The sequence below is a fragment of the Burkholderia sp. AW49-1 genome (genome assembly GCF_053427845.1).
Genome location: NZ_JBSAXF010000021.1, coordinates 1 through 24,006 on the forward strand (window position 1 = coordinate 1; position 24,006 = coordinate 24,006).

At 66.6% G+C, this 24,006-nt stretch carries 27 protein-coding genes; 15 read left to right on the forward strand and 12 right to left on the reverse strand.

All coding sequences use genetic code 11. The annotated features are described in order from the left end of the window. Window positions 1-87: 87 nt before the first annotated feature. Window positions 88-1,374 (reverse strand): D-amino acid dehydrogenase, encoded by a 1,287-nt coding sequence (locus ACV22W_RS25160; RefSeq protein WP_448022330.1) that lies wholly within the window; start codon window positions 1,372-1,374, stop codon window positions 88-90. Between the two features lie 144 nt (window positions 1,375-1,518). Here ACV22W_RS25160 and ACV22W_RS25165 point away from each other — a divergent pair, with 144 nt between their 5' ends. Next, window positions 1,519-2,007 carry an Lrp/AsnC ligand binding domain-containing protein gene (locus tag ACV22W_RS25165; RefSeq protein ID WP_006762687.1) on the forward strand — a complete coding sequence of 163 codons (489 nt, stop codon included), beginning with the start codon at window positions 1,519-1,521 and terminating at the stop codon, window positions 2,005-2,007. A gap of 90 nt (window positions 2,008-2,097) precedes the next feature. Continuing rightward, window positions 2,098-3,276: a PA0069 family radical SAM protein gene (locus ACV22W_RS25170; protein ID WP_448022331.1), complete on the forward strand. Its 1,179-nt coding sequence runs from the start codon at window positions 2,098-2,100 to the stop codon at window positions 3,274-3,276. 22 nt (window positions 3,277-3,298) lie between these two features. Here the strand turns inward: ACV22W_RS25170 and ACV22W_RS25175 are convergent, their stop codons facing one another. Further along, a complete protein-coding gene (locus tag ACV22W_RS25175) occupies window positions 3,299-3,766 on the reverse strand; it encodes an NINE protein (protein WP_059523814.1) in 468 nt (155 codons plus the stop codon). Between the two features lie 110 nt (window positions 3,767-3,876). Next, the gene (locus tag ACV22W_RS25180; RefSeq protein ID WP_448022394.1) at window positions 3,877-5,016 is read right to left on the reverse strand and encodes a PQQ-dependent sugar dehydrogenase; all 1,140 of its coding nucleotides are present in this window, start codon (window positions 5,014-5,016) and stop codon (window positions 3,877-3,879) included. Between the two features lie 153 nt (window positions 5,017-5,169). Here ACV22W_RS25180 and rpsP point away from each other — a divergent pair, with 153 nt between their 5' ends. From rpsP to ACV22W_RS25210, 6 genes are all read left to right on the forward strand, one after another. Beyond that, on the forward strand, window positions 5,170-5,424 hold the full coding sequence (rpsP, locus tag ACV22W_RS25185) for a 30S ribosomal protein S16 (RefSeq protein ID WP_006476550.1): 255 nt from the start codon (window positions 5,170-5,172) through the stop codon (window positions 5,422-5,424). Window positions 5,425-5,466: 42 nt separating this feature from the next. Next, a complete protein-coding gene (gene rimM / locus ACV22W_RS25190; RefSeq protein ID WP_448022332.1) occupies window positions 5,467-6,144 on the forward strand; it encodes a ribosome maturation factor RimM in 678 nt (225 codons plus the stop codon). After that, window positions 6,144-6,938, forward strand: a complete 795-nt coding sequence (gene trmD / locus ACV22W_RS25195) for a tRNA (guanosine(37)-N1)-methyltransferase TrmD (RefSeq protein ID WP_448022333.1) — start codon at window positions 6,144-6,146, stop codon at window positions 6,936-6,938. The genes rimM and trmD overlap by 1 nt, the downstream gene beginning before the upstream one ends. Window positions 6,939-7,071: 133 nt before the next feature. Further along, the gene (gene rplS / locus ACV22W_RS25200) at window positions 7,072-7,464 is read left to right on the forward strand and encodes a 50S ribosomal protein L19 (RefSeq protein WP_011883860.1); all 393 of its coding nucleotides are present in this window, start codon (window positions 7,072-7,074) and stop codon (window positions 7,462-7,464) included. 87 nt (window positions 7,465-7,551) lie between these two features. Then, entirely contained in the window at window positions 7,552-8,238 is a 687-nt protein-coding gene (locus ACV22W_RS25205) for a CoA pyrophosphatase (protein ID WP_448022334.1), read from the forward strand. Between the two features lie 120 nt (window positions 8,239-8,358). After that, window positions 8,359-9,297 (forward strand): CobD/CbiB family protein, encoded by a 939-nt coding sequence (locus ACV22W_RS25210; RefSeq protein ID WP_448022335.1) that lies wholly within the window; start codon window positions 8,359-8,361, stop codon window positions 9,295-9,297. A 79-nt stretch (window positions 9,298-9,376) separates the two neighbouring features. Here the strand turns inward: ACV22W_RS25210 and ACV22W_RS25215 are convergent, their stop codons facing one another. From ACV22W_RS25215 to ACV22W_RS25225, 3 genes are read right to left on the reverse strand one after another with little or no spacing between them, the layout of a single operon-like run. Further along, window positions 9,377-9,694 carry a putative signal transducing protein gene (locus ACV22W_RS25215; protein WP_448022336.1) on the reverse strand — a complete coding sequence of 106 codons (318 nt, stop codon included), beginning with the start codon at window positions 9,692-9,694 and terminating at the stop codon, window positions 9,377-9,379. Between the two features lie 55 nt (window positions 9,695-9,749). Continuing rightward, complete coding sequence (rsgA, locus tag ACV22W_RS25220; protein ID WP_448022337.1) at window positions 9,750-10,691, reverse strand: ribosome small subunit-dependent GTPase A; 942 nt, start codon at window positions 10,689-10,691, stop codon at window positions 9,750-9,752. After that, complete coding sequence (locus tag ACV22W_RS25225) at window positions 10,688-11,947, reverse strand: M48 family metallopeptidase (protein WP_448022338.1); 1,260 nt, start codon at window positions 11,945-11,947, stop codon at window positions 10,688-10,690. Before ACV22W_RS25225 ends, rsgA begins: the two co-directional genes overlap by 4 nt. Before the next feature lie 117 nt (window positions 11,948-12,064). Here ACV22W_RS25225 and orn point away from each other — a divergent pair, with 117 nt between their 5' ends. Continuing rightward, entirely contained in the window at window positions 12,065-12,685 is a 621-nt protein-coding gene (gene orn, locus ACV22W_RS25230) for an oligoribonuclease (protein WP_059465157.1), read from the forward strand. A gap of 16 nt (window positions 12,686-12,701) precedes the next feature. Here the strand turns inward: orn and mog are convergent, their stop codons facing one another. Together mog and yjgA are read right to left on the reverse strand one after the other, a co-directional pair. Further along, window positions 12,702-13,319, reverse strand: a complete 618-nt coding sequence (gene mog / locus ACV22W_RS25235; protein WP_448022339.1) for a molybdopterin adenylyltransferase — start codon at window positions 13,317-13,319, stop codon at window positions 12,702-12,704. After that, window positions 13,303-13,908 carry a ribosome biogenesis factor YjgA gene (gene yjgA / locus ACV22W_RS25240; RefSeq protein WP_448022340.1) on the reverse strand — a complete coding sequence of 202 codons (606 nt, stop codon included), beginning with the start codon at window positions 13,906-13,908 and terminating at the stop codon, window positions 13,303-13,305. Before yjgA ends, mog begins: the two co-directional genes overlap by 17 nt. 128 nt (window positions 13,909-14,036) lie before the next feature. Here yjgA and pmbA point away from each other — a divergent pair, with 128 nt between their 5' ends. Then, a complete protein-coding gene (pmbA, locus tag ACV22W_RS25245) occupies window positions 14,037-15,407 on the forward strand; it encodes a metalloprotease PmbA (RefSeq protein ID WP_059523791.1) in 1,371 nt (456 codons plus the stop codon). Between the two features lie 83 nt (window positions 15,408-15,490). On the opposite strand, the gene ACV22W_RS25250 is transcribed toward pmbA, so the two are convergent. Beyond that, window positions 15,491-15,991: a dihydrofolate reductase gene (locus ACV22W_RS25250; protein ID WP_448022341.1), complete on the reverse strand. Its 501-nt coding sequence runs from the start codon at window positions 15,989-15,991 to the stop codon at window positions 15,491-15,493. Between ACV22W_RS25250 and ACV22W_RS25255 the strand changes: the two genes are divergently transcribed. Next, entirely contained in the window at window positions 15,990-16,217 is a 228-nt protein-coding gene (locus ACV22W_RS25255) for a hypothetical protein (RefSeq protein WP_448022342.1), read from the forward strand. The two genes, ACV22W_RS25250 and ACV22W_RS25255, sit on opposite strands and share 2 nt — an antisense overlap. 68 nt (window positions 16,218-16,285) lie before the next feature. Here the strand turns inward: ACV22W_RS25255 and ACV22W_RS25260 are convergent, their stop codons facing one another. Further along, on the reverse strand, window positions 16,286-16,579 hold the full coding sequence (locus tag ACV22W_RS25260) for a hypothetical protein (protein ID WP_448022395.1): 294 nt from the start codon (window positions 16,577-16,579) through the stop codon (window positions 16,286-16,288). A gap of 533 nt (window positions 16,580-17,112) precedes the next feature. On the opposite strand from ACV22W_RS25260, the gene ACV22W_RS25265 reads away from it, so the two are divergent. Both ACV22W_RS25265 and ACV22W_RS25270 read left to right on the forward strand, forming a co-directional pair. After that, the gene (locus tag ACV22W_RS25265; protein ID WP_448022343.1) at window positions 17,113-18,510 is read left to right on the forward strand and encodes a sigma 54-interacting transcriptional regulator; all 1,398 of its coding nucleotides are present in this window, start codon (window positions 17,113-17,115) and stop codon (window positions 18,508-18,510) included. 42 nt (window positions 18,511-18,552) lie between these two features. Then, entirely contained in the window at window positions 18,553-19,524 is a 972-nt protein-coding gene (locus tag ACV22W_RS25270) for a thymidylate synthase (protein WP_448022344.1), read from the forward strand. Window positions 19,525-19,628: 104 nt separating this feature from the next. Here the strand turns inward: ACV22W_RS25270 and ACV22W_RS25275 are convergent, their stop codons facing one another. Both ACV22W_RS25275 and ACV22W_RS25280 read right to left on the reverse strand, forming a co-directional pair. Next, complete coding sequence (locus tag ACV22W_RS25275) at window positions 19,629-22,154, reverse strand: DUF6600 domain-containing protein (protein ID WP_448022345.1); 2,526 nt, start codon at window positions 22,152-22,154, stop codon at window positions 19,629-19,631. 162 nt (window positions 22,155-22,316) lie between these two features. Further along, on the reverse strand, window positions 22,317-23,024 hold the full coding sequence (locus ACV22W_RS25280; RefSeq protein WP_448022346.1) for an ArsR/SmtB family transcription factor: 708 nt from the start codon (window positions 23,022-23,024) through the stop codon (window positions 22,317-22,319). A 178-nt stretch (window positions 23,025-23,202) separates the two neighbouring features. Between ACV22W_RS25280 and ACV22W_RS25285 the strand changes: the two genes are divergently transcribed. Beyond that, window positions 23,203-23,343: a hypothetical protein gene (locus ACV22W_RS25285; RefSeq protein WP_179950396.1), complete on the forward strand. Its 141-nt coding sequence runs from the start codon at window positions 23,203-23,205 to the stop codon at window positions 23,341-23,343. A 119-nt stretch (window positions 23,344-23,462) separates the two neighbouring features. After that, window positions 23,463-23,975 carry an acyl-CoA thioesterase gene (locus tag ACV22W_RS25290; RefSeq protein WP_014897688.1) on the forward strand — a complete coding sequence of 171 codons (513 nt, stop codon included), beginning with the start codon at window positions 23,463-23,465 and terminating at the stop codon, window positions 23,973-23,975. Window positions 23,976-24,006 lie beyond the last annotated feature (31 nt).

The window sequence follows — 24,006 nt, forward strand, 5'->3', positions numbered from 1 at the left end:
GCTGTAACGAAAAAGGCGCCCCGAGGGCCCTGAGGGCGCCTTTTTCGTTGATGCGGGCCGGCCTGCGTCGCGGCGGACCGCTCCGACTTATGCGTATGCCGGGCGCGTCTGGCCGGCCACGTCCTTCAGGTAGCGATGCACCGACAGGTCGTCGGCCTGGATTGCCGGTTTCTTGCCCGAGATCAGATCGGCGAGCAGTTGGCCCGACCCGCACGACATCGTCCAGCCGAGCGTGCCGTGGCCGGTGTTCAGAAACAGATTCGAGACCGGCGTGCGGCCGACGATCGGCGTGCCGTCCGGCGTCATCGGGCGCAGGCCTGTCCAGAACGTTGCCTTCGACGTGTCGCCGCCGCCCGGGAACAGGTCGTTCACGCACATTTCGAGCGTCTCGCGACGCGCGGCACGCAGGTTCTTGTCGAAGCCGACGATCTCCGCCATGCCGCCGACGCGGATGCGCTGGTCGAAACGCGTGATCGCGATCTTGTAGGTTTCGTCCAGCACCGTCGACACGGGCGCGGCCGTCTCGTCGATGATCGGTGCCGTGATCGAATAGCCCTTCAGCGGATAGACGGGGATCTTCATCAGGTTCGAGATGAAGTTCGTGGAGTACGACCCGAGCGCGACGACGTATGCATCCGCGCGCACCGTTTCGCTGCCGCACTGCACGCCGGCGATCCTGCCGCCCGCGGTCGCCAGCGCGTCGATCGGCGTGTTGTAGCGGAACTTCACGCCGAGCGATTCCGCGAGCGCCGCGAGGCGCGTCGTGAACAACTGGCAGTCGCCCGTTTCGTCGCCCGGCAGGCGCAGGCCGCCCGTCAGCTTGTGCGACACGGCGGCGAGCGCCGGTTCGGCATTCTTGAGTTCGGCCGGCGACAGCAATTCGAACGGCACGTTCGCTTCCTGCAGCACGGAGATATCTTTCGCCGCGCCATCGAGTTGCTGCTGCGTGCGGAACAGTTGCAGCGTGCCGCCCGTACGGCCTTCGTACTGGATGCCCGTGTCGGCGCGCAGCGCCTGCAGGCAATCGCGGCTGTATTCGGCGAGGCGGACCATGCGGCCCTTGTTGACTGCATAGCGTTCGGCCGTGCAGTTGCGCAGCATCTGCCACATCCACTGGAGCTGGAATCGCGTGCCGTCGAGGCGGATCGCGAGCGGCGCGTGCTTCTCGAACATCCACTTGACGGCCTTCAGCGGCACGCCGGGCGCGGCCCACGGCGCGGCATAGCCGGGCGAGATCTGGCCTGCGTTCGCGAAGCTCGTCTCGAGCGCCGGACCGGCTTCCCGGTCGATCACCGTGACTTCATGACCGGCGCGCGCGAGGTAATACGCGCTTGCCACGCCCACCACACCGCTGCCCAGAATGACGACTCGCATAGCTGCTCCAGATGGAAGGATCAGGTCGAGGCCGGGCGCACGTGCGTCTCCGTGTAACCTCTAGCTGATCTAGTTTTTTGCACTATGGTATTGTCGAATGTGTAGGTTTTGTTATCGTATTTTTCAGGTTTTCAGCATAAACAAATGAGAACGCAACGCCAGCCAGTACGCTCGCTCGACAAGCTCGACCGGCGCATCCTCAAACTGCTCCAGGACGACGGCCGGATGGCGATGAAGGACCTTGCGGAGCAGGTCGGTCTGACCGTCACGCCGTGCATCGAACGCGTGCGGCGCATGGAGCGCGACGGCGTCATCACCGGCTATCACGCGCGCGTCGATCCGGGGCAGCTCGGCGCCGCGTTGCTGGTGTTCGTCGAGATCACGCTCGGCCACAAGGGCGGCAACATGTTCGAGCAGTTCCGGCGCGAAGTGATGAAGATCGACGAAGTGCTCGAATGTCATCTCGTGTCCGGCGATTTCGACTACCTGATCAAGGCACGCATCGGTGAAATGGCCGACTATCGAAAGCTGCTGGGCGACATCCTCCTGCAGCTGCCCGGCGCGGTGCAGTCGAAGAGCTATGTCGTGATGGAAGAAATCAAGGAGACGCTGACGATCTCGGTCGGCGAATGACCGTGGTGCCGCCAGCAGTCCGTCCCTCTATCCCGCCCTTGGCATGCTGCACCAAATACTGTATAAATGTACAGTATTGGGTGCAGGCGAATGGGTGAGCGCATGGACGGTCGGTCCGACAACGAATTTCCGATAGCGCCGCCGGCGCCCCGCAAGGGGCGCGGTGCGGTCGACAACCTCCAGGGGCGATACGAAACGGCGCTGCGCGAAGCGGTCGACGACGGCTGGACACACGAATCGGACGACGCCGATCTGCCCGCGCCGCTGCGCACACAGGTGTTCGAGGAGCGCGCAAAGAGCATCCTGACGCACAACCAGTCGCCGGACATACCGTTCAGCGTGTCGCTCAATCCGTATCGCGGCTGCGAGCATGGCTGCATCTACTGCTTTGCACGGCCAACCCATAGTTACCTCGGTCTGTCGCCGGGGCTCGATTTCGAGAGCCGCATCTACGCGAAGGTCAACGCGGCCGAATTGCTCGAGCGCGAGATTTCGCGCAAGCGCTACGTGCCGGAGCCGATCGCGCTCGGCGTCAACACCGATGCATACCAGCCGGTCGAGCGCGATCTGCGCATCACACGCAGCGTGATCCAGGTGATGCACGATCACGGGCTGCCGTTCGCCGCGATCACGAAATCTTCCCTGATCGAGCGCGATCTGGATCTGCTGGCCCCGATGGCCGAGCGCGGGCAGGTGATGGCCGCGGTCACGATCACGACGCTCGATGCCGATCTCGCGCGCACGCTCGAGCCGCGTGCGGCGACGCCGGCGCGCCGGCTGCGCACGATCCGCGCGCTGCGCGATGCGGGTGTGCCGGTAGGCGTAAGCATTGCACCGATGATCCCGTTCGTCACCGAGCCGGACATGGAGCGTGTGCTGGAAGCTTGTGCGGAAGCCGGCGCGACGCACGCGAGTTACATCATCCTGCGGCTGCCGTGGGAGGTCGCGCCGCTGTTCAAGAACTGGCTCTCCGCGCATTTCCCCGATCGCGCGGAGCGCGTGATGAACCGAGTGCGCGACATGCGCGGCGGGAGGGACTACGACTCGGATTTCGCGAAGCGGATGAAGGGCGAGGGAATCTGGGCCGACCTGTTGCGGCAGCGGTTCCGTCAGGCCGTGAAGCGGCTAGGGTTGAACGAGCGTGCGAACGGCATTCTGGATCTGTCGCAGTTTCGCGGTGCACCGGCGACCGGGGCGGCAGCGCAGCGCCCGGTGGCGGGCGCGACCGGCACGAAGTCGCGTGACGACGTGCAACTGAGCCTGTTCTGATCCGGCCGACGCGTGTTGGCGCTTACTGCGAGATTTGCTTCGCCGCTTCGACTTGCGATTCGAAGTACGTCTGGAACGACAACGCGAGGGCGGTCATCAGCAGGAACGCACCGATCAGCAGCGAGAAGATCACGATGAAGATCACCGTCCAGCCTGACTGGCTGTGCTTGCCGGTGTCGGCATTGAATTGCGCGTCCCACTTCTCGTCGGGGCGCAGGCCGTAGACGAGCGCGGCAAGGAACGCAGCCAGAAGCGAGATCGCACCCGGCACGGCGAGCCACCAGCCGAGGTTGGCACTACGCTGGGTCGCGGCGAGCAGCAGGAATCCCGGGATCCCGACGATCGTCGCGAGCAGGTGCGCCCAGCCGTACACGTCGCGAAAGCCGTACAGGTAGAAGCGGTGCGCGCCGAGCGAACCGAGCAGGAACGCGAGGGCGGCGGTGAGCGTCTTGGAGCGGAAGCGGCGGGACGATGCGGTGCTGCTGGACATGGATGGCGGCGAATTATCGTTGGCATGGGCGGCCGGCAGGCCGGCACGGGGCGCTCGGCCCGGCACGCATTCTACGATGCCCGGTCGGGCCCGGTCACCCCTTGCCTGCGTCAAGGTGCCGCATAGGTGATGCGATAGATGGCGCCTGCGTAGTCGTCGCTGACGAGCAGCGAGCCGTCCGGCAGCGGCAGTACGTCGGCCGGGCGCCCCCACACGGTGCCGTCCGCGCGCAGCCAGCCTGTGATGAACGGTGTCTGGCTCGCGTGGCTGCCGTCGGCCGACACGACCGCGCGCATCACGCGATAGCCGACCTTCGTGCTGCGATTCCACGAACCATGCTCGGCAATGAAGATATTGTTGCGGTATGAGGCCGGAAACATCGGCCCCGTATAGAAGCGCATGCCGAGTGCCGCGACGTGCGCGCCGAGTTTCAGCACGGGCGGCGCGTAGCGGCGGCACACGTCGGCGCTCCCGAATTCAGGATCGGGCGTGTCGCCGCCGTGGCAGTAAGGAAAGCCGAAATCGAGGCCTGCGCGCGGCGCACGATTCAGCTTGTCGTCGGGCACGTCGTCGCCCATCAAGTCGCGCCCGTTGTCGGTGAACCACAGCTCGCGCGACTCGGGGTGCCAGGCAAAGCCGACGGTATTGCGCACGCCGCGGGCAAACACTTCCCGGCTGCTGCCGTCCGCGTTCATGCGTGCGATGATCGCGTATCGATCGCGATCGGCGAGGCACACGTTGCATGGGGCGCCGGTCGGCACGTAGAGCTTGCCGTCGGGGCCGAATGCGATGAATTTCCAGCCGTGATGATGATCGGTCGGCAGCGCATTCGTCACGACCGCCGGCGCCGGAGGCCTGGCGAGCCGGTCGTCGATGTGATCGAGGCGCAGAATGCGCGATACGGCGGAGATATAGAGTGCGCCGTCGCGGTACGCAACGCCGACGGGCATGTCGAGCCCCGCTGCGATCACGTAGCGGGCCGTGATCCGGCCCTCTTGCATCACGAATGCATGCACGCGGCCTTCCCGCGAGCCGACATACAGAATTCCGCGCGGCGACCATGCCATTTCGCGGGCGGTCGGCACCGCGTCGGTCAGGACGTCGACATGGAAGCCGGGTGGCAAGACGAGTTTGTCCACCGCCGGTGCGGCGCAAGCCGCGGTGGCTGCGAGGCAGGTGACGAGGCAGGTCAGCAAGCCCGCGAGGCGGTGCTGCGCGCGGCGTGCCGGGCTGGCGCAAGATAGCGACATGGCGGCGGTGAGCGTCGTGGACACGGCGATTGTATGCCCGGCGCGCAGGGCATCCATGGAATATTTGCGCGTAAGTGTTTGTTGTGGCTTTGGTTTCCGGCTATAATCGCATGTTTCAGTAGTTTCGAACCCGGTTTTCCCGAAGGATTTCATATGGTTATCATCCGTCTGGCTCGCGGCGGCTCGAAGAAGCGCCCGTTCTACAACATCGTCGCTACCGATTCGCGCAATCGTCGTGACGGCCGCTTCATCGAGCGCGTCGGCTTCTACAACCCGGTCGCCACGAAGGGCGAGTCGCTGCGTATCGCTCAGGACCGCCTGACGTACTGGCAAGGCGTTGGCGCGCAACTGTCGCCGACCGTCCAGCGTCTCGTGAAGGAAGCGCAAAAGGCGCAACCGGCTGCCTAACATGGCGCGGTGTGCCGGTCGTGCCGGCTGCAAGGAGCATTGATGTCCGGTCACGATTCCGGTAACGCAAAGCGCGGGCGAGCGTCATTTGGCGCATTCGTCCGCAAGCCGGTCGAGCGCGACACTGTCGCGAGCATCGGTGTGGCTGCCGAGCAGGGCAGTCTCGAGGCAGTACAAGCCTGGCCCGACGATGCTGTCGAGGTCGGGGCGGTCGTCGACGCCTATGGCCTGAAAGGCTGGGTCAAGGTGGCGACGCATGCAGACGCCGGTCGCGGCGGCGATGCGCTGCTCGAGGCGCGCCGCTGGTGGCTGGAACGGGGTGGGGAGCGGTTATCCGCCCGCATCCTGCAGTCGAAGACGCACGGCGACACAGTCGTCGCGCATACCGCGGGTGTCAGCGACCGCGATGCCGCACTGGCTTTGCGCGGCTTTCGCGTGTTCGTGCGCCGGGAAGATTTCCCGGCATTGGCCGCGGACGAATTCTATTGGGTCGACCTGATCGGCCTCGAAGTCGTCAACGAGCAATCGGTGGCGCTCGGGACGGTAAGCGGGATGATCGACAACGGCGTGCATTCGATCATGCGCGTCGAGTATCCGGCAGTCGGCAAGGATGGTCGGCCGACCACCGACGAACGGCTGATTCCGTTCGTCGGCGTCTACGTCAAAACGGTGGATCAGGCGGCACGTCGCATCGTCGTCGACTGGGAAGCCGATTACTAATGAACCAGGTTACGGAGAGCGCGGTGCAGTTCGACGTCGTCACGCTCTTTCCCGAAATGTTCCGCGCGCTGACCGACTGGGGAATCACCAGCCGGGCCGTGAAGCAGGGGCGCTTCGGGCTGCGCACCTGGAATCCGCGTGATTTCACGGCGGACAACTACCGCACGGTCGACGATCGTCCGTACGGCGGCGGTCCGGGCATGGTGATGCTGGCCAAGCCGCTCGAGGCCGCGATCGGCGCTGCGAAAGCAGCGCAGGCGGAGCAGGGCGTCGCGAGCACGCGTGTGGTGATGATGTCGCCGCAAGGTGCGCCGTTCACGCACGAACGTGCAGTGCGAATGGCGCAGGAGCCGGGTGTCATCGTGCTGTGTGGCCGCTACGAGGCGATCGATCAGCGTCTGCTCGACCGTTGTGTTGACGAGGAAATCAGCCTCGGCGATTTCGTTCTGTCCGGTGGCGAACTGCCGGCGATGGCGATGATGGATGCCGTCGTGCGTCTGCTGCCCGGCGTGCTGAACGATGCGCAGTCGGCCGTGCAGGACAGCTTCGCGGACGGGCTACTCGATTGTCCGCATTACACGCGCCCCGAGGAGTACGAGGGGATGCGCGTGCCGGACGTGCTGCTCGGCGGCCATCATGCCGAGATCGAGCGGTGGCGGCGTCAGGAAGCATTGAGGAATACGTTGCGGAAGCGGCCGGACCTGATCGTCCGGGCGCGCCGCGAGAAGTTGTTGAGCCGTGCCGACGAGGCGTGGCTTGCGAACCTCGCACGCGAAGCGAAGAACGCCTCCTGAGGCGGCGGCGCGGGCGGGAAATGGCGGTGCCGTGCATGCGTGCGCGGTGCCTGATGTGAATCCATCCTCTATCGGGGCCAAGCCTGGAAGCAGGCGGGTGCAAACGCCGACAAGATGGCTTTAGGAGTCAGTGATGAATCTGATTGCAAAACTTGAGCAGGAAGAGATCGAGCGCGCGCTCGCCGGCAAGACGATCCCCGAATTCGCCCCGGGCGACACGGTGATCGTGAACGTGAACGTGGTTGAAGGTAACCGCAAGCGCGTTCAGGCGTACGAAGGCGTCGTGATCGCGATTCGCAACCGTGGTCTGAACTCGAACTTCATCGTCCGCAAGATCTCGTCGGGCGAAGGCGTCGAGCGTACGTTCCAGACCTACTCGCCGCTGCTGGCGAGCATCGTCGTGAAGCGTCGCGGTGATGTGCGTCGCGCGAAGCTGTACTACCTGCGCGAGCGTTCGGGCAAGTCGGCTCGAATCAAGGAAAAGCTGGTGTCGAAGGATCGCACCGCAGCAGCTTCCCAAGAGTAAGAGCTGTAAGGAAAAAGCACCCTCCCGGGTGCTTTTTTCATTCTGGCGCGACAATATGCTCGATACGTCACGAACTCGAGACCTCCATTGAATCGCCGCCCCATCATTGACCCTGAGGTGCTGCCGGTCGAAGGCACCGGCGCCGGCCTGCCGTCCATCGAAACCCGCTTGATGACACCACCCGGGCTGCGCGAGCGTTTCGCGCGCACGCTTGAATGGAGCGTCGAACCCGGAGAGGTGCGGCTGCAGGAGGGCGTCGATCCGCGCAGCGCGGCCGTCCTCATCCCGCTCGTCGTTCGCGAGAGTGGCCTTACCGTGCTGCTGACCCAGCGAGCCGATCACCTGAACGACCATGCCGGGCAGATCAGCTTCCCCGGTGGCCGTCGCGAGCCGTTCGATCGCGATGCGACGGCCACCGCGTTGCGCGAGGCGAAGGAAGAAATCGGACTGGCCGCCGAACCGGTGGAGGTTCTCGGTGCGCTGCCCGACTATCTGACGGGGACCGGCTTCTGCGTGACGCCCGTCGTGGGGCTCGTGCATCCACCGTTTAGCGTGCAGGCTGACGCGTTCGAAGTTGCCGAGATTTTCGAGGTGCCGCTCACGTTCCTGATGAGTCCAGCAAACCATCAGGTGCGCGTGTTCCGCTGGGAGGGTGGCGAGCGTCGTTTTTTTGCGATGCCCTATCCGAATGGCGAATCGGCCGGGCATTACTTCATCTGGGGCGCAACTGCCGGCATGTTGCGCAATCTGTACCGCTTCTTGGCAGCCGGATAGCATCCCTCCCAAACCTGCGCACGCGGCCGGCTGCCGGCCCGTCGCGTCGGCAGCCATGCGCCGCTTACGCTGTGCTATCGTTATGCAAAAAATGACATAACTCCGAAGACGGCGCCACGCATGACTTTCTTTTCGGTTCTTCTCGCCCTCATCATCGAACAGGTCCGCGCGTTGTCGCCGAGCAATCCGGTGTTTGCGCTGTTCCAGTTTCACGCGGAAACCGTCGCGCATGGCCTTGACGCCGGCAAGCAAAAGCATGGCGTGCTCGCATGGCTCGCAGTCGTGCTGCCGTGGGTGCTGGTCGTCGCGCTGATCTACTTCCTGCTGTTCAAGGTGAGCTTCGTGCTCGCTTTCATCTGGAACGTCGTCGTCGTGTATTTCACGCTCGGCTTCCGCCAGTTCAGCCACTATTTCACCGATATCCATCTCGCGCTCAACAACGACGACGTGCCGCGCGCGCGTGAAATCCTGCACGAGTGGACGGGTCTCGACACGGTCGACATGCCGGTCGGCGAAATCGTCCGCCATACGCTGATTCATGCGGTCGTTGCGTCGCATCGCCACGTGTTCGGTGTGTTCTTCTGGTACGTGCTGCCGATCGGTCCGGCCGGTGCCGTGCTGTACCGGATCTCCGAATATCTCGCGCGCAGCTGGTCGACGCCGGGCGACGATCGGACGGCCGCGTTTTCCACGTTCGCGCAGCGCGCGTTCTTCGTGATCGACTGGATTCCGTCGCGCCTGACCGCGCTCGGCTTCGCGATCGTCGGCAACTTCGAGGATGCGATCTACGCGTGGCGCAACCACACGCGCCAGTGGCCCGACCCGAACGACGGCGTGCTCCTCGCGGCCGGCAGCGGTGCGCTCGGCGCGCGCCTCGCGGGGCCGCTGGCGGAACCGTCGAGTCTCGACGCGCTGGCGGTCGGTGACAGCGGGCCGTTGACGGTCGGCGATGATTGCACGCCGCGCACGCTGCAGTCCGCGGTCGGCCTGGTTTGGCGTGCCGTGATCCTGTGGATGATCCTGCTGTTGATGCTGACGCTGGCCGTCTGGGTGTCATGACGCGGCAGCGCACGTGCGCGTTGAAACGAAAAAGGCCGGCTTCATGCCGGCCTTTTTGCTGTGCGGCACGTTGATCTGCTCAGTCGTCGAGCGGATCGCGTATGGCGCCGCATTGCCAGCATGCGGTGAACTGGGCCTCCAGCGCCTCGCCGCATTGGCGGCAGCGCCACGGAGCGGCGCTGGCCGACGGGCCGTGCGACGCCGCATCGAGGAGCCGCCGGGCGAGTGCATCGTCGCGCTCGTCGTCGAGCCACAGCTCGGGGGTGCAAGCGTCGGCGGGCAGGCCGCCGAGCGCGCCGGTCGCGTAGCAGTTGTGCAGTTCGCAGCCGATGCCGGCCGCCTGCAGCACATTCGCCCAATGCTGCGCGGTGGCGAGGTCGGGGGCCTTGAAACGCATCGCGGCTCCTGTCTGTGAAGGCCGGGCCGGCCCGGCCGCCTTGCCCGCCGTGCGGTTAGCGGACGATCTGGCTTGCCTCATGCACGAGTTGCGCGTAAAGCGCATGCCGCGACGGCGAGATGCGACCGTCGGAGACGGCTTCGAGAATCGCGCAGCCTGGCTCGTGCAGATGATGGCAATTATAGAAACGGCAGTCCGCGAGCAACGAGCGGAATTCCGGGAACGCGCGCTCGAGGCGGCCTTCCGTCAGGTGATAGAGGCCGAATTCCTGGAAACCCGGCGAATCGATCAGCGCGCCGCCGCCTTCGAGCGGGTAGAGGCGCGTGAACGTCGTCGTGTGACGGCCGCTGTTGAGCGCGGCCGAGATTTCGCGGGTCGCGGCTTCGGCATCGGGCACGAGCAGGTTCACGAGCGTTGACTTGCCCATCCCGGACTGGCCGAGCAGGATCGTCGAATGCCCGGCCAGATGCGGCATCAGTTGCGCGCGCGCATCGTCGGGCGCGCCCTTTACCGATAGTTCGAGCACGTCGTAGCCGAGCGCGCGGTAGGGCGCGAGGCGCTCGCGTGCGACCGGCAGCGCGGCCTCGACGTCGATCTTGTTCAGCACGACGAGCGGCTTCAGCTCGTTCGCTTCGGCCGCGATCAGCGCGCGGCCGAGGAGGTCCTCGCTGAAATAGGGCTCGGTCGCGAGCACGATCAGCAACTGGTCGAGGTTGGCCGCAAACAGCTTCGACTTGAACTGGTCGGAACGGTACAGGAGGTTACGCCGCTCGCCGATCTCGACGATCACGCCCTGATCGGCCGACGCCTGTTCGTACACGACGCGGTCGCCGACCGCGATCTCGCTTTTCTTGCCGCGCGGGAAGCACTGCAGCATCGGGCCGCCGTCGTCGGGCGCGACGATGTAATGGCGGCCATGCGCCGCGATCACGCGGCCTTCGACACGCGGCGCGCCCGATGCGCGCGCAGCCGGATTGCGGGAGGTCGGCCGGCTCATGCGTGCTGCATCAATCGGTCGATCCGCTGCGATGCCGGCGGATGCGAGTAGTAGAAGGCCGTGTAGACCGGGTCCGGCGTGAGGGTCGACGCATTGTCCTCGTAAAGCTTCACGAGCGCGCTGACGAGATCCTGCGCGTCGGTCTGGCTCGCCGCGAACGCGTCGGCCTCGAATTCATGCTTGCGCGACGTGAGGCTGCTGAACGGTGTCGCGAAGAACAGGAACACGGGGAGCGCAAGGAAGAACAGCACGAGCGCGGCGCCCGCGTTGCTCGTGTCGAGCGACGGCGTGACGCCGAGCCCCGTGTAGAACCACGTGCGCTGCGCGAGCCAGCCGAGCAGTGCGAGCAGCACGAGGCTCAGCAAGAATGACACGAGCATCCGCTTCATTACGTGGCGGCGCTTGAAGTGGCCGAGTTCGTGCGCGAGCACGGCCTCGATTTCCTGGCCGGACAACCGAGCGAGCAGCGTGTCGAAGAATACGATCCTCTTCGACGCACCGAAGCCCGTGAAGTACGCGTTGCCGTGTGCGGAACGGCGGCTGCCGTCCATCACGAACAGGCCTTTCGCCGCGAAGCCGCACCGTTTCATCAGCGACTCGATGCGTACGCGCAGCGCTTCGTCCTTCAGCGGTTCGAACTTGTTGAAGATCGGCGCGATGAAGGTCGGGTAGATCAGCAGCACGAGCATCTGGAATGCGACCCAGACGATCCAGGTCCACAGCCACCACAGGCTGCCTGCCTGGTTCATCAGCCAAAGCACGACGAACAGCAGCGGCAGGCCGAGCACGGCGCCGAGCAGCGTGTTCTTCAGCATGTCGGTGAAGAACAGGCGCTTGGTCATGCGGTTGAAGCCGAACCGCTGTTCGATCCCGAATTGGCGGTAATACTCGAACGGCACGTCGATCACGCCCATGATCGCGAGCACGACGGCGACGAGCGCGACCTGCTGACCGTAGCCGCGGCCGAACCAGCCCGTCAGCAGCGTGTCGAGGGCGCCGACGCCGCCGAGCAGCGTGAGGCCGACCAGCACGGCCGCGCTGACGACGATTTCAAACATCGCCAGCCGGGTGCGCTCGACCGTGTAGTCGGCGGCGCGCTGGTGGGCGGTCAGCGGAATGGTGGCGCTGAACTGCGCGGGCACGCCGTTGCGGTGTGCGGCGACGAAGCGGATCTGCCGCGACGCGAGCCACAGCTTGGTGACGACCATCGCGAGCACGGCGATCGCGAACAGCAAGGTGAACGAAAAGGGTGACATCGAAGGCGCCAAAGGGTTCTATGCGAGAATTATATGTTCTTGCGGACCGGGCCCGCTCACGCGCTGCCGGCCGCCCGGGCGGCGCCGCGCGCCGTCCGCCATTTTCCAGGATGACTCATGACCGATACCGCCGCTTCCGCCAGCCAGCCCGCGCTCGTGCGCAACGAGTTGAACCTCGTCTGGCTCGACATGGAGATGACGGGCCTCGACCCGGATAACGACCGCATCATCGAAATCGCGGTCGTCGTGACCAATTCCACGCTCGACATCGCGGTGGAAGGCCCCGTGTTCGCGATCCACCAGAGCGACGAAACGCTCGCGAAGATGGACGACTGGAACAAGTCGACGCACGGCCGCTCGGGCCTGATCGAGCGCGTGCGCGCGTCGACCGTGACCGAGGCGGACGCCGCCGCGCAGCTGCAGGCGTTCCTCGCGCAGTACGTATCGCCCGGCAAGTCGCCGATGTGCGGCAATTCGATCTGCCAGGATCGCCGTTTCATGGCGCGCTGGATGCCGGAATTCGAGCGGTTCTTCCACTACCGCAACCTGGACGTCAGCACGCTCAAGGAACTGTGCCGCCGCTGGCAGCCCGCGATCTACAAGGGCTTCCAGAAGCGCGCGATGCACACGGCGCTCGCGGACATCCACGAGTCGATCGACGAACTGAAGTATTACCGCGAGCATTTCCTGATTCCGGCCGCTTCGGCGCCGGCAGGCGAGTCCGCGCCGGCCGCCTGAGCGGGCCGGCACGCGCTCAGCGCGGCGCGCGTTGCGCGCTCTTCGGCCGGAACGCCGCGACCACCGCGGCGTCGGTCTCGATGTACGGGCCGCCGATCAGGTCGATGCAGTAGGGTACGGCCGCGAAGATGCCGGGCACGGTCGACTTGCCGTCGGCGTCGCGCAGCCCTTCGAGCGTTTCCCGGATCGACTTCGGCTGGCCGGGCAGGTTGATGATCAGCGCCGCGTGGTCGGCCGTCTCGCGGATCACCGCGACCTGCCGCGACAGGATCGCGGTCGGCACGAAATTCAGGCTGATTTGCCGCATCTGTTCGCCGAATCCCGGCATTTCCTTCGTCGCAACGGCCAGCGTGGCTTCCGGCGTCACGTCGCGTCGCGCGGGGCCGGTGCCGCCGGTCGTCAGCACCAGATCGCAACCCGCGACGTCGACGAATTCTGCGAGCGTGGCGGAGATCGTCGGCGCGTCGTCCTGGATCAGCCGGGTTTCGGCGCGCCACGGCGAGCGCAATGCGCCGGCGAGCCATTCCTGCAGCGCCGGAATGCCCTTGTCCTCATAAACGCCCGTGCTGGCGCGGTCGCTGATCGACACGAGGCCGACCACGAGCTCGTCCGGGTGGTTACGCTTCGTCGTCATGGTCGTCTCCGGCTTCGTCCGGCGCTTCGTCTGCGTCGGCCTCGTCCGAACCGCTCGCGGTCTTGATCCACTGGAACAGCTCGCGGAAATAGCGCGGCGGCTTGCCTTGCTGTGCTTCCTTGCGTGCGTTGCGGATCAGCGTGCGGCCTTCCTGGATGTCGGCTTCGGGATGCCGGCGGAGGAATTCGGTCAGCGCGTCGTCGCTGGCGAGCAGCTGTTCGCGCGTGCGCTCGATCCAGTGCAGGCGGGCGGTCGCGGCCTTGTTCACGCCTCGCTGGGCGTCCAGCGCGGTGCGCAGCGCGGCCGTTTCCTCGTCGGTCAGCGAGCGCATCACGCGGCCGACGTACTGGAGCTGGCGGCGCTTGCCTTCGTGGTCGGTGATCCGGCGCGCCTCGCGCACGGCGTCGGCGAGGTCCTCGGGCATCGGCATGCGCTTGAGCGCGTCCTTCGGCAGGTCGACCAGGGCCTGGCCGAGCTCCTGCAGCGCGTGCATCTCGCGTTTCAACTGGGATTTGCTGGGGCGATCGTAGCCATTGCCGTCGTCGTCGGCGGCGTGCTCGATCGGCTGGATTCGGGTTTTGCGTGTCATGGGCGGCATTGTATCGCGGCGCGGACACCCCAAGCTTGTCGGTATGTGGCCCCGGACCTTGCTATGATCGCGGGATACGCAACATTTTGAACATGCGGGCGGCTCGCCCGCCACCGGATATCACGACGATGGCAGCCAATCTCGACGTACAAGCGCGCTATTTCCCGCACACGCAGGACCAGCTCAAAGAAATTGCCTCGGACATCCTTCGCCATGCGAAGGCACTCGGCGCGACGGACGCCGCGACCGAAATCTCCGAAGGCGACGGCCTGTCGGTGTCGGTGCGCCGCGGCGAGGTCGAGACGATCGAACACAACCGCGACAAGATGGTCGGCGTGACGGTGTTCATCGGCAAGAAGCGCGGCAACGCGAGCACGTCGGATTTCTCGCCGGCCGCGATCAAGGACACCGTCGCCGCCGCGTACAACATCGCGCGCTTCACGGCCGAGGACGACGCGGCCGGCCTCGCCGAGGCCGAGCTGCTCGAAACCGACCCGCGCGACCTCGATCTCTACCACCCGTGGGCGCTGACGGCCGACGAGGCCGTCGAGCTCGCCCGCCGCGCGGAAGACGCCGCGTTCGCGGTCAGCCCGCAGATCCGCAACTCGGAAGGCGCAAGCGTGTCGGCGCAGCATTCGCAGTTCGTGCTCGCGACGTCGCGCGGCTTCCTCGCGGGCTACCCGTACTCGCGCCACTACATCGCGTGTGCGCCGATCGCGGGCACTGGCCGCCACATGCAGCGCGACGACTGGTATTCGTCGAAGCGCAGCGCGGTCGACCTCGCTGCGCCGGAAGCCGTCGGGCGTTATGCGGCCGAGCGTGCGCTTGCGCGGATGGGCGCGCGCCGTCTCGACACCCGCAAGGTGCCCGTGCTGTTCGAGGCGCCGCTCGCGGCCGGCCTGCTCGGCGCTTTCGTGCAAGCCGTCAGCGGCGGCGCACTGTACCGCAAGACGTCGTTCCTCGTCGACAGCCTCGGCAAGCCGGTGTTCGCACCGCACGTGCAGGTCGTCGAGGATCCGCACGTGCCGCGTGCGATGGGCAGCGCGCCGTTCGACGAGGAAGGCGTGCGCACGCGTGCGCGCAGCGTCGTCAGCGACGGTGTCGTCGAAGGCTACTTCCTGTCGACCTATTCGGCGCGCAAGCTCGGCACGCAGACGACCGGCAACGCGGGCGGTTCGCACAACCTCGCGCTGCGCAGTTCGAACACGCAGCCGGGCGACGATTTCGACGCGATGCTGAAGAAGCTCGGTACGGGCCTGCTGTTGACGGAGCTGATGGGGCAGGGCGTGAACTACGTGACGGGCGACTATTCGCGCGGCGCGGCCGGCTTCTGGGTCGAGAACGGCGTGATCCAGTATCCGGTCGAGGAAATCACCGTCGCGAGCACGTTGCAGGAGATGTTCCGGCATATCGTCGCGATCGGTGCGGATTCGATCGTGCGCGGTACGAAGGAAACGGGCTCGGTGCTGATCGAGCAGATGACGATCGCCGGGCAGTAAGCGGCGCGGCGTCGGCCGCGGGGAAACGAAAAAGCCCGACCGGCGTGAGTGCGCCGGTCGGGCTTTTTGTCGTGTGCCGCGTGTCAGCCGCGCTTGCGCGCGTAGACGACGAACGCGTAGCCGAACGTGTTCGGCGCGGCGGCCTGATGCGGGTCGCGCGACACTTCGTGCCAGTGCGCGGGATCGGGCGCCGGGAACGACGCATCGCCCTCGAAGTCCGCGTCGATCTCGGTGACGATCAGTTTGTCGGCGAGTTCCAGGCCTTCCGCATAGAGCTGTGCGCCGCCGATCAGGAATGCTTCGGCGACCCCGTCGCGCGCGGCGAGCGCGAGCGCATCTGTGAGCGACTTGACGGTGTCGCAGCCGACGAAGCGGCGCGTTGCGTCGCGCGTGACGACGATATTGCGGCGGCCCGGCAGCGGCCGGCCGATCGACTCGTGGGTCTTGCGGCCCATCACGATCGGCGCGCCCATCGTCGTGCGCTTGAAGAACGCGAGGTCTTCGGGAAGTTTCCAGGGCAACTGGTTGTCGCGGCCGATGATGCCGTTGCGGGCGCGCGCGACGATCAGGGTCAACGTCGTCATGAAGGTCTGGGAAGAGGGGAGCCGGAATGGCACCGATTTTACCGGAATGGCGGCGCGCGACCGCGACGATGCGGATGCGCGCGCATTGGCGGTTTCCAGTCCGCCGCACCTCGTCGGCGGTGGTGACGAGGTGCGGCCTTTGCGCAGTGATGTCCCGAATAAAAAGAGTGCCCGCCGGGGGACGGACACAAAAAACGGTTCGCGTCGCGATATCGACGCTGCATGAAACGGCCTGACCATCCCATTCGATCTGTAATCCTCATCGATTGAGCGGCATGTGACGCCGTGTGCAGATTATTGATGCATGCGGTTTCCGGTGTTTCCCTCCATCGCATGCTGCGTGTTGCCGGGAAGCGGAACAGGACTCGGTACCGGCAGCCGAGCCGGCGGGGCGAGTTCGTCCCACAGCGTCACCCATGTCTTGCCCGACGAACGCGGTTGGGGGGCGGCAATCGGCAGGATAACGATGCGGCTTTCCTGTTGCATGCGCGGAGCGTTATCGGCAAGCAGCATCGCGCGTTCGGGCCGCGTGCCTTCTTCCGAGCGGGCCGGCATGAACGGGCACGCGAGCGCAAACGCGATCGTCATCTGCACGCAAGACCGTGAAAAAAATGTTCGCATGGCCGCCTTCTCCGATCCGTTACACATTCAGCGAAATGCATGCCATCGGGCGAAGACCGTTGTCGCGTCTGCGGTTCGCGGGGGAGCGTCATGAATCGCGATCGAAAACACCGCAAAATGTTTCAGGCGTGAAACGACGGGGCTTGGGAATACTGCGGATTCAATCGATACGCTTCAAGGATGAAAATCGGCGCGTGTGTCGATGCAGGTACGCGTCGCTGCGCGTGTGCTATGTGCAGATGATTGATAAACGTCGACCATTGAGCGATTCGGCCGCTCGCCCATTTGCGCTGCGATTCGTTTGTCGTATTCAGCGCCTATAACTAAGCCGTCGTGACCAAAAAATAACTGGACGCGAGACAAGCGCCATCATGCGAGACTAGTCGTCGTCGCGCATCGGCATGGCGAATCGAGCCGCTTCGGCTGACCCGGTTCGATCCTTTTGCACGCGACTTGGCGTGTGCGGCAATCGTTGGACGGTTGATGAACGGGGTGGGTATATGGGAGCCGAGCAGCGGCATGTGATCTATTTCTCGCGCGAGCCGAACGATGCGTTGCGCGGGCATTTCGACGAATGCGGGTGGCGCGTCGATCTTGCGGAAAGCGCACGCGACGTGCGGCGTGTCGTGCAACACGGCGTGGCAACCGCCGGTCTGCTCGATTTCTCGCCGGGTTTTCGGCCCGCGGATCTACGCGAACTCGAAACGTGTCTGAGCATCCAGCACATCGGCTGGATCGCGGCGACCCGGCGTGGGCAGTTGCAGGATGCCACGCTGCGACATCTCATTCGCGACTATTGCTTCGACTACGTGACGATGCCGTACGAGGCGTCGCGCATCGTCGAGACCATCGGCCATGCGCACGGCATGGTCGCGCTGACCGACCCGGTGACGTCGCCCGTCGGCGCCGGGCGCGCCGAAGGCGAGATGGTCGGCACCTGCGACGCGATGCTCGGGCTCTTCAGGACGATCCGGCGTGTCGCCACGACCGATGCACCTGTGTTCATCTCCGGCGAATCGGGTACCGGCAAGGAACTGACCGCCGTTGCGATCCATGAGCGCTCGGCCCGCGCGCCGGCGCCGTTCGTCGCGATCAATTGCGGTGCGATTCCGTCGACGCTGCTGCAAGCCGAACTGTTCGGCTATGAGCGTGGTGCTTTTACGGGCGCGAACCAGCGCAAGATCGGCCGTGTCGAGGCCGCGAACGGCGGCACGCTGTTTCTCGACGAGATCGGCGACCTGCCCCTCGAGAGTCAGGCGAGCCTGCTGCGATTCCTGCAGGAAGGCAAGATCGAGCGGCTCGGCGCGCATGCGTCGGTGCCGGTCGACGTGCGCGTGATCTGCGCGACGCACGTGGACATGGAAGCGGCGCTGCGCGACGGGCGGTTCCGCGAGGATCTGTTCCATCGGCTGTGCGTGCTGAAGATCGAGGAGCCGCCGCTGCGCGCGCGCGGCAAGGATATCGAACTGCTGGCGCGCCACATGCTCGAGCGTTTCAAGGGCGATGCGCATCGCCGTCTGCGCGGTTTCTCGCCGGACGCGATCGCCGCGCTGTACGGTTATTCGTGGCCGGGCAACGTGCGCGAACTGATCAATCGCGTGCGCCGCGCGATCGTGATGTCGGAGGGCCGGATGATTACCGCGGCCGATCTCGAACTCAACGAATTCGCGATCCTGGCGCCCGTCTCGCTCACCGAAGCTCGGGAAGCGGCCGAACGGCAGGCGATCGAGCAGGCGCTGCTGCGCCACCGCGGCCGTTTCGCCGATGCGGCGCGCGAACTCGGCGTGTCGCGCGTCACGCTGTACAGGCTGATGTGCGCGCACGGCATGCGCGACCGCAGCGACCCGCTGGGAGGGTTTTCGGCGCCGTTGCCGGAGGTTCCGCGTCACGCTTGCTAAAATCGGCGGGTGACGGCCGCCCTCGCGGCCGAAGGAACCCGCATGAAACAGTACCTCGACCTCGTTCGCACCATCCTCGATACCGGCACCTGGCAGGAGAACCGCACGGGCATCCGCACCATCAGCATGCCCGGTGCGATGCTGCGGTTCGACCTGCAGCAAGGCTTCCCGGCCGTGACGACCAAGAAGCTCGCGTTCAAGTCCGCGATCGGCGAACTGGTCGGATTCCTGCGGGCGTCGCGCAGCGCGGCCGATTTCCGCGCGCTCGGCTGCAAGGTATGGGACGCGAACGCGAACGACAACGCGCAGTGGCTCGCGAACCCGTACCGCCAGGGCGTCGACGACCTGGGCGACGTGTACGGTGTGCAATGGCGCCAGTGGCCCGGCTACAAGGTGCTCGACGCGGGCGCCGACGCGCAGATCGCCGACGCGACGCGCCGCGGTTTCCGGATCGTCACGCGCTTCGACGAGGACGGTGCGCCGAAGGTGCTGCTGTACAAGGCGATCGACCAGTTGCGCCAGTGTCTCGACACGATCATGGAGAACCCGTCCGATCGCCGCATCCTGTTTCACGCGTGGAATCCGGCCGTACTCGACCAGATCGCGCTGCCCGCGTGCCATCTGCTGTACCAGTTCCTGCCGAACGTCACGAAGCGCGAGATCTCGCTGTGCCTGTACATCCGCAGCAACGACGTCGGGCTCGGCACGCCGTTCAACCTGACGGAAGGGGCCGCGCTGCTGTCGCTCGTCGGCCGGCTGACGGGTTACACGCCGCGCTGGTTCACGTACTTCATCGGTGACGCGCACATCTACGAGAACCAGCTCGACATGCTGCAGCAGCAGCTCACGCGCGAACCGTACGACAGCCCGAGGCTCGAGATCGCCGAGCGCGTGCCGGATTACGCGAAGACGGGCGTTTATGCGCCCGAATGGCTCGAGCAGATCGAGCCGTCCGACTTCTCGCTCGTCGGCTACCGGCATCATGAGCCGTTGACCGCGCCGATGGCGGTCTGAGCCCGGGCGCTTGACGGCGGGGCGGGTTACGCGGCCCGCGCCAGACGGAATGAAGAAGGCCCGACCGGCATTTGCCGGTCGGGCCTTTCCGTTTCATCGGGCGGTTACTGGCGGTGCCGCTCGTCGTGGCCGCCGGGCGGCGGATTGCTCGGGCGCGGCGCCTCGACGTGCGGCGCCGGTTGCGGCCGCGGCTCCATGTGCGGCGCGGGCATCGACGGCCGCGGCTCCATGCGCGGCGCCTGCGGCTGCGGTCGTGGCATGTCGTGCACGGCCGGCGCGGGCGGCCGGTACTCGTTCACGCGCGGCGGCGCGACCTCGCGCCGCGGTGCCGGTTGCCCGAATTCGGGGCGCGGTTGCGGTGTCGGGGTCGCCCGCTCGGGCCGCGGCTGCGCATGCTGGGCCGGTGCCGCGAAGTCAGGACGCGGACGTGGCTGCGGAATCTGCGCGGTCGTATCGATCCGTGGTTGCGGTAACGCGCGCGGCGTTTCCTGCCGCGCATCGGGTTGCGTGCCGTGCGCGGCTTCCGGATGCGGGACCGCCGCAGCACTGCGCACGGGCGGCATGGCATTCTGTCCCGCTCCGTGGAGTGCCGTCGGCGGCGTCGGGCGCTGACGCTCCATCGGCGTGTGCGGCTGCATCCACGCGGGCGCGGGCGCCGCGGCAGCGTGCGTGTTGTCGTGCCCGGTCGGCGCGTTGACGGCCGTCGGCGGGTGCGGGACGCCATTTCCGGCGCCGGGCGCCTGATGCGGAGCCGGATTGCCCGGTGCCTGCGGCGTGGCGCCGTTCGCGACGCGCGGCGCATTGGGGGCTTCGCCGTTCATCGGCCGCACGCCATTCGGCATGATCGGCATCGGCGCACCCGGCCGTGCGGCCTGTGCCTCTGTCTGTGCCGGAGCGGGCTGCCCGTCGCGCGGCGCGTGCGCCGGTTGCACGACGGGACCGTGTGGATTCACGAGCTGCACGTTGCGCATCGCCCATGCACCGGCTTTCGGATTGCCCGGAACGCGAACCGGGCGAGCCGTATAGTCGGCCGGCACGTTCGTCCTCGCGACGGGCGCGCCCGCGCCCGGCACGCGCCCGCCTTGCCGGGCGAGATGCGCGGCCGCCTGGTCGCGATATGCGGCCGGCACCGCCGGATTGCGCGTCGCGACGAACGTGTGCTGTCCGATCGCCGCCGGCGGGCGGTAGCTGGCCGTGCGCAGTCCGCCGGTAAAGCTCTGGCGTACCGGCGCGATGCCGGGGGTGCCCGGCATCACGTGCGCGTTGCGCCATTGCTGCGGATCGACGTGCTGCGAGAAGTGCGCGACCGGCTGACCGTGCACGAACGCGGACGCCGGCACGGCCGTGATCGCATGCGGCGCCCGGAAGTTCACGTACGTCTTGTTGATGTTGGTGATGTTGGTGATGTTATTGATGTTCGTCACGTTCACGGTTTTGTTGACCGTCACGTTGTTGACCACGATGTTCCGGTTCACGCGATCGTAGTAATGCGGGCTCCAGCCGCCCCAGCCGGGGTGCCAGGGTTCGCCCGGGCCGAGTGCGAACCACGCGCAGCCGGCCGCGGCGACGCCGCCGACCGTCAGCGCGACGCTCCAGTCGGGCCCCCCGCCGCCGCCCACGAACGCGACGAGCGCCGGTGCGTAGACGGGCGGCTGGCTGACGACCATCGGGCCGGGCACCCATGCCCAGCTGTCGTCGACATAGGCCCAGCGGCCGTAGTGATAGGGCGCGAAGCCCCACGGCGCATCGTCGACCCACGTCCAGCCCCACGGCGCCTGCCAGATCCAGTGACCGTCGTGATACGGCGCCCAGTCGGCCGGCGTGTCGTTCGGCACCCAGACGTTGCCGTAATTCGGCGTTTCGCGCCAAGTACCGTTCGCGTCGAGGTCCTGGTAGCCGGGAACGTCGCGCGATACGTAGCGGGCCGACACCGAGCGCTGCTCGGCCGCATCGCGGCCGGCGGCCCACTGGTCGAGCGCGTCGGGGGCCGGGGCGGCCGACTGCTGCGCGACCTGCAGGTCGGTGCCGGTGAACACGACCTGCTGCCCGGGCGACAGCGGATACTGCCCGTTGCTGCCGTAGACGGTCGCGCTGCCGCTGCGGACGGTGACGGTCGTGGTCGCGCCATTCGGCGCGACATCGACGCGATAGTCGCCGGGGCCCGTGACGCCGAGCGCGAGATTGGGCGTATCTATTTCGTAGGTCCCGCCGGGCGGCAGATCGCGCACGTGCGTCGACACGGTGCCGAGCCCGACCTTCAGCTGCGTCGTGTTGTCGTCGAGGTTCAGGACCGACAGGCTCGTCGATTCGCCGAGACGCACCGCGGTCGAGCCGATGTGCAGCTCCGAGCGCGCGCCGGCATCGTTCCACAGCTGGTCGCCGGTCGTCAGCGGCCGGTTCACGGCGGCGTACGACCATGTATCGGTGCCGGCAGGTTCCGTTGTCACGGCACCCGACATGTAGTTGAGCCGGGCAACGCGGCTCGGCGGATCGCCGCCCGGCTGTCGGGCGGCGGCCGCATACGCCGCGGCCTGTGTCGCTTGCGCGAATGCGGAGGGCAGGGTCGCCAGCGTGGCGAACGCGAGCAGCGTGCAGCGGGCGGTTCGCTTGAGCGTGAACAGGGAGGCCATGATGAGCATCTTCGTCGTTATCGCGGCGCGTCGATTCGTGCCGTCGAGTTCACAATATCTGCTCGGCCTGTTTCAGTGCTCGGTGTTTTGTAAGTCGGATGGCACGCGATGTAACAAAACCTGTCCATCGCGCGCCGTTGTCGTCCGGTCGCAATGTGCGCGTCAAGCAGACGTAAGCCAGTCGTCGAAAATCTGCTGTCCGGGCACGGTGACGCGCAGCACGCGTGGCCGGGCGGCACGCTCGATCCAGCCGTGCGCGCAAAAGCTGTCGAGGAGCGCCGCGCCCAGCGCGCCGCCGAGATGCGGGCGGCGCTCGCTCCAGTCGAGACAGCCGCATGCGAAACGGCGGCGGCGCGCGCGTTGCTGTGCGACGTCGATGCCCCAGCGCGCGAGCGCCTGCGTGCCGAGCTCGGTGGCCTCGATCGCGTCGCCGTCCGCCTGCAGCCAGCCGCGAGCGGTGAGCCCGTCGAAGATGCGGACCGCGAGCTCGCCGGCCATGTGGTCGTAGCAAGTGCGCGCATAGCGCAGTTCGGCCGGCACCGTACGCGACGGCGGCGGCACCGGACGGTTCGGCGCGGCCGCTCGGGCAACGTTCGCCAGGGCCTCGAGCGACGCCGCGATGTCGGCCGACGCGAGCCGGTAGTAGCGGTGCCGGCCACGCACGTCGAGCGCGAGCAGGCCACCTTCGGTCAGGCGCGCAAGGTGCGCGCTCGCCGCGGACGGCGACAGCCCCGCGATCATCGTCAGTTCGCCCGCCGGCCGCGCGCTGCCATCCATCAGCACCCACAGCATCGCGGCGCGCCCGGGATCGGCGATCAGTGCGCCGATCCGGCTCAGGCCTGGAAAGTGGTGATCGTCTTGATCGGTCATCGTCGTGTCTCGTCAGTCGGAATGACTGCAGTGTAGGCGTTGCGCGCATTCGATGTTTCGCGTTCGGGTGAAATGTCGGATGCGGCGGGGCGGTGCGCGACCTGCGGCTGCCGGCCGCGCGCGCGTAAAATGACGCGACGCGGCGGCAGTGGGCCGCCGGATGCGACACGATGCAACGATGAAGACGATTTTCTGCTTGTTGGCGGCCGCGCTCCTCTGCGCGGCCTGTGCGCAGGGCGGCGCGGGCGCCGCCGGCGCGGGGGGCGGCAGCCTCGAAATGTACGGGACGATCGACCAGGGGATCACGGTGCGCCGCTGACGGGCGCCGATTTCCGGCGCCGACGCCGGCTCAGCGGGTGGGGCGGGCGCCGCGACGTGTTGCCGCAGCGCAACGTATAATGCGCCGATTGCAGTACCCCGTCGCCTGGAGCTACCACGATGTCCCAACCGTCCCCCGTACCGGCCGCCCTCGACCGCACCGAAACCGTATTCCGCTTCCTCGCCGAGCCGTCGTCCGTGAACTTCGGCGGCAAGGTGCATGGCGGCGCGCTGATGAAGTGGATCGACGAGGTCGCGTATGCGTGTGCGGCGGTCTGGTCGAGCCGCTATTGCGTGACGGTCAGCGTCGGCAACATCCGCTTCCAGCGTCCGATCCTCGTCGGCAACCTGGTCGAACTGAAGGCGCGCGTCGTCGCGACGGGGCGCACCAGCATGCACATCCATGTGTCCGTGCATGCCGGCGATCCGAAGGGCGGCGTGTTGCGCCAGACCACGGATTGCCTCGTCGTGTTCGTCGCGGTCGACGAGAACGGCAACCCTGTGCCCGTGCCACCGTTCGTGCCCGAGACCGACGAGCAGAAAGTGCTCGCGAAATATGCGGCCGACGTGCGCGCCGCGCTCGACAAGATCGTCGAGATGAAGCCCGAGGAAGTGGCGAAGGGCACCGTCTGACGACAACGGGCGCCGCGCATGCGTGCCGCGC

Coding starts and splice junctions, on each gene's coding strand:
- ACV22W_RS25160 (WP_448022330.1), bottom strand. CDS start 1,374: ATGCGAGTCGTCATTCTGGGCAGCGGTGTGGTGGGCGTGGCAAGCGCG.
- ACV22W_RS25165 (WP_006762687.1), top strand. CDS start 1,519: ATGAGAACGCAACGCCAGCCAGTACGCTCGCTCGACAAGCTCGACCGG.
- ACV22W_RS25170 (WP_448022331.1), top strand. CDS start 2,098: ATGGGTGAGCGCATGGACGGTCGGTCCGACAACGAATTTCCGATAGCG.
- ACV22W_RS25175 (WP_059523814.1), bottom strand. CDS start 3,766: ATGTCCAGCAGCACCGCATCGTCCCGCCGCTTCCGCTCCAAGACGCTC.
- ACV22W_RS25180 (WP_448022394.1), bottom strand. CDS start 5,016: ATGTCGCTATCTTGCGCCAGCCCGGCACGCCGCGCGCAGCACCGCCTC.
- rpsP (WP_006476550.1), top strand. CDS start 5,170: ATGGTTATCATCCGTCTGGCTCGCGGCGGCTCGAAGAAGCGCCCGTTC.
- rimM (WP_448022332.1), top strand. CDS start 5,467: ATGTCCGGTCACGATTCCGGTAACGCAAAGCGCGGGCGAGCGTCATTT.
- trmD (WP_448022333.1), top strand. CDS start 6,144: ATGAACCAGGTTACGGAGAGCGCGGTGCAGTTCGACGTCGTCACGCTC.
- rplS (WP_011883860.1), top strand. CDS start 7,072: ATGAATCTGATTGCAAAACTTGAGCAGGAAGAGATCGAGCGCGCGCTC.
- ACV22W_RS25210 (WP_448022335.1), top strand. CDS start 8,359: ATGACTTTCTTTTCGGTTCTTCTCGCCCTCATCATCGAACAGGTCCGC.
- ACV22W_RS25215 (WP_448022336.1), bottom strand. CDS start 9,694: ATGCGTTTCAAGGCCCCCGACCTCGCCACCGCGCAGCATTGGGCGAAT.
- rsgA (WP_448022337.1), bottom strand. CDS start 10,691: ATGAGCCGGCCGACCTCCCGCAATCCGGCTGCGCGCGCATCGGGCGCG.
- ACV22W_RS25225 (WP_448022338.1), bottom strand. CDS start 11,947: ATGTCACCCTTTTCGTTCACCTTGCTGTTCGCGATCGCCGTGCTCGCG.
- orn (WP_059465157.1), top strand. CDS start 12,065: ATGACCGATACCGCCGCTTCCGCCAGCCAGCCCGCGCTCGTGCGCAAC.
- mog (WP_448022339.1), bottom strand. CDS start 13,319: ATGACGACGAAGCGTAACCACCCGGACGAGCTCGTGGTCGGCCTCGTG.
- yjgA (WP_448022340.1), bottom strand. CDS start 13,908: ATGACACGCAAAACCCGAATCCAGCCGATCGAGCACGCCGCCGACGAC.
- pmbA (WP_059523791.1), top strand. CDS start 14,037: ATGGCAGCCAATCTCGACGTACAAGCGCGCTATTTCCCGCACACGCAG.
- ACV22W_RS25255 (WP_448022342.1), top strand. CDS start 15,990: ATGAAGGTCTGGGAAGAGGGGAGCCGGAATGGCACCGATTTTACCGGA.
- ACV22W_RS25250 (WP_448022341.1), bottom strand. CDS start 15,991: ATGACGACGTTGACCCTGATCGTCGCGCGCGCCCGCAACGGCATCATC.
- ACV22W_RS25260 (WP_448022395.1), bottom strand. CDS start 16,579: ATGACGATCGCGTTTGCGCTCGCGTGCCCGTTCATGCCGGCCCGCTCG.
- ACV22W_RS25265 (WP_448022343.1), top strand. CDS start 17,113: ATGGGAGCCGAGCAGCGGCATGTGATCTATTTCTCGCGCGAGCCGAAC.
- ACV22W_RS25270 (WP_448022344.1), top strand. CDS start 18,553: ATGAAACAGTACCTCGACCTCGTTCGCACCATCCTCGATACCGGCACC.
- ACV22W_RS25275 (WP_448022345.1), bottom strand. CDS start 22,154: ATGGCCTCCCTGTTCACGCTCAAGCGAACCGCCCGCTGCACGCTGCTC.
- ACV22W_RS25280 (WP_448022346.1), bottom strand. CDS start 23,024: ATGACCGATCAAGACGATCACCACTTTCCAGGCCTGAGCCGGATCGGC.
- ACV22W_RS25285 (WP_179950396.1), top strand. CDS start 23,203: ATGAAGACGATTTTCTGCTTGTTGGCGGCCGCGCTCCTCTGCGCGGCC.
- ACV22W_RS25290 (WP_014897688.1), top strand. CDS start 23,463: ATGTCCCAACCGTCCCCCGTACCGGCCGCCCTCGACCGCACCGAAACC.